At 57.8% G+C, this 2,848-nt stretch carries 4 protein-coding genes; all 4 read left to right on the forward strand.

All coding sequences use genetic code 11. The annotated features are described in order from the left end of the window. Positions 1-1,200 (forward strand): nickel-dependent lactate racemase (gene larA / locus E308F_RS15600; RefSeq protein ID WP_141265845.1); only part of this gene is annotated, 1,200 nt, incomplete at its 5' end. 54 nt (positions 1,201-1,254) lie between these two features. Then, positions 1,255-1,455: a sulfur carrier protein ThiS gene (gene thiS / locus E308F_RS15605; protein ID WP_141265846.1), complete on the forward strand. Its 201-nt coding sequence runs from the start codon at positions 1,255-1,257 to the stop codon at positions 1,453-1,455. 65 nt (positions 1,456-1,520) lie between these two features. Beyond that, positions 1,521-2,594 carry a hypothetical protein gene (locus tag E308F_RS15610; protein ID WP_141265847.1) on the forward strand — a complete coding sequence of 358 codons (1,074 nt, stop codon included), beginning with the start codon at positions 1,521-1,523 and terminating at the stop codon, positions 2,592-2,594. 65 nt (positions 2,595-2,659) lie between these two features. Then, a partial coding sequence (locus E308F_RS16355) for a hypothetical protein (RefSeq protein WP_216364581.1) occupies positions 2,660-2,848 on the forward strand: 189 nt, incomplete at its 3' end.

The following is a 2,848-nucleotide window of genomic DNA, read 5'->3' on the forward strand; positions in this document are numbered from 1 at the left end:
TTAAGGGTACACGAAATAACTCCCCGGGAGGTGGCCGGTGTAGCCGATGCTACTGCCGAGATCCGCCGGGCCTTAGAGAATCCTATAGGTAACCGGGGGATAGAAGAGCTACGCGGCGCCCAAAAAGTAGTTATTGTCGTCAGCGATCTGACCCGGCCGGTACCCAATGCCGTCATTTTACCGGTCCTGTTGGATAAACTGAACGCTATAGGAATCAGCGATGATCAGATTACCATCCTGGTGGGAGCTGGCCTGCACCGGCCGGCGCCGCCGGAAGAATTTCCCCTCATTGTTGGGCCCGAAGTAGCGGCCAGGATCAAGGTGATCAGCCACGACGCCTGTGCCCCTGGGATCTTGCGCCAGGCCGGCACCTCTTCCCGGGGGACGCCCATCTGGATCAACCGTCACTACCTGGAGGCCGACGGTTGCATCCTTATAGGTATGATTGACCCCCACCAGATCGTCGGGTACAGCGCCGGGGCCAAGTCCCTGGTCATCGGCTGCGGGGGGGAGGCTACTATCCGCGCCAACCATGCCCACCTGGTGGAACCGGAAGCTTCCCTGGGGCGGGTGGAGGGCAACCCGGCCCGGGAGGATATTGATGAAATCGGCGGCCTGGTTGGTATCGACCTGATCATTAACGTGGTCTTGAACAACCATAAAGAAATTGTCCGCGCTGTGGCCGGCCATTATCTGGAAGCCCACCGGGCCGGGGTGGTCGTGGCCCGTGAGGTCAGCGAGGTACCAGTCCCCGAAGTGGCCGACCTGGCCATTGTTTCCCCAGGCGGCTTTCCCAAGGATATCAACCTCTATCAGGCCCAGAAGGGCCTCTATCATGCCACGCCGGTAGTAAGAGAGGGAGGGATAATTATCCTCTGCGCCGAGTGCCGGGAAGGAGCCGGGGAAGATCGCTTTATTGCCGGCATGCGGGCCGGTAACACGCCGGCAGCAGTAATGGAATCCTTCCGTAGCCGGGAATTTCAGATGGGGTTTCATAAAGCCTTTCTCTGGTGCCGCTCCCTGGTCCATGCCCGGGTAATCCTTGTAAGCAGCGGGGTTGACGACGAGCTGGCCCGGGTAATGATGGTCCGTAAAGCGCCGGATCTTCAGGCGGCCATTGACCTGGCCCTGCAGGAGCTTCCAGGAGCCAGGGTAGCTGCCGTACTGCCCAAGGCCAATTCGACGATACCGGTGCTTTAATTGCTAGGTGGGAAGTGAGAATTGGGTAAAAACCGGAGGGTTGGAGATAAATTGATGATTGAAGTATGGGTAAACGGTAAACAACTCCAGGTTGATAGAGGTACTACTGTCACCGGCCTGCTGGCCCGGGAAGGCCTGCTGACTCCAATTGCCACCGTAGCGGTCAACGATAAGCTGTTACCGCGGCAAGATTGGGATTACCGCCTCCAGGATGGCGACAGGTTGGAAGTTATCAATCTAATGGAGGGCGGTTAAGGAGGAAAAGGCCGTCCCGTGGCGAATTAACCTGGGAGTACCTTATGAGAAAAAGGAGAATCCCCATGCCTTTACCTGGTAACTTCTGGGCGGCCGCTATAGGCAGCTTGCCCTATCAGGAGCCCGGACCTGCCCTGGAACTCATCTTTAAGAATATGCCCCTGGTACCCCACTGGCCTCAGTTACCCAGGCGGGGGCATCAGGAGCACTTTGTTTATCAGAGCCTATCTCCCCTGGTGCGCCTGGGATTGATTAAAGACGAGCCCGGGGAAATGCCGGTATTTACCGATGCCAGTCCTGATTGGGCCGCTAACCTGACGGCCTTTTACAGCCTTTACCTGGAGGCCGAGGCTGGTAGCGAAGAAGCCCTGGCGGCTTTTGCCATTCCCCGGGAAGCCGGAATCGGTTTTTATGCCCTGGTGGAATGCCTGGAACAGCATGGTCCCGGTAGAGCCCGTTTTCTTAAGGGCCAGGTAGCCGGCCCGGTAACTGCCGGCCTTTACCTAAGCAGCAGCTCCGGGCGCAGCGCCTTTTATGACCCCCAGCTAAGGGACCTCATCGTAAAGACTACGGCCATGCAGGCATGCTGGCAGGTCCGGGAACTGGGACGATTCGGGCTGCCGGTGCTGGTATTCGTCGATGACCCGGCCCTGGCCGCCTACGGTACTTCCACTCACGTAGCTTTACAGCGAGATGATCTGGTGGAGGCCCTGGCCGGGGTAGTGGAGGGGATCAGGGCCAAGGGCGGCTTGCCCGGTGCCCATTCCTGCAGCGGGGTGGAATGGCCCATCTTTTTTGAATCCGGTTACCAGATTGTAAGTTTTGATGCCTATAACTACTTTACTTCTCTCCAGGTTTTTGCCCCTGATGTGGCCACTTTCCTTGACCGGGACGGTGTGCTGGCCTGGGGGATTGTACCTACCTATGAGCAGGCCTGGCAGGAAACGGCAGCCAGCCTGGCTGTCAGGCTGCAGGGTGCAATTGAGGAGCTGACCCGGAAGGGTGTGGACCGGGAGCTCCTTTACCACCAGTCTTTGGTGACCCCGGCCTGTGGTACTGGCGTTCTAGACGTGCGCCTTGCTGAGCACATCTACAAGTTAACGGCCGGAGTGGCAGAACTTATGGGCCAGGAGCTATAGCTTGAGGAGCCGCTCATTGCGGCGAGCCTGCACTGGCATTTGCCGGCCTAAGATAAAGTTTTTCCTTGAAAAACGGCGAAAATATGTTCTATCATCAGAAAAACTCTCTATTTTGGAGGGTTTTTCTTTTTTGTGCGCCCGGCATGGGCGTTAACTTGGTGGTGAAAGTCCACTGCAGGCGAGGCAGCACGAGTCTGCTAGCCAAAGGCAAGGGTGCCCATCGCGAGGTGGGATCCGGAGGAAGCCGGAGGCAA

It is taken from the genome of Moorella sp. E308F (assembly GCF_006538365.1).
Lineage (GTDB): Bacteria > Bacillota > DSM-521 > Neomoorellales > Neomoorellaceae > Neomoorella.

Coding starts and splice junctions, on each gene's coding strand:
- thiS (WP_141265846.1), top strand. CDS start 1,255: ATGATTGAAGTATGGGTAAACGGTAAACAACTCCAGGTTGATAGAGGT.
- E308F_RS15610 (WP_141265847.1), top strand. CDS start 1,521: ATGCCTTTACCTGGTAACTTCTGGGCGGCCGCTATAGGCAGCTTGCCC.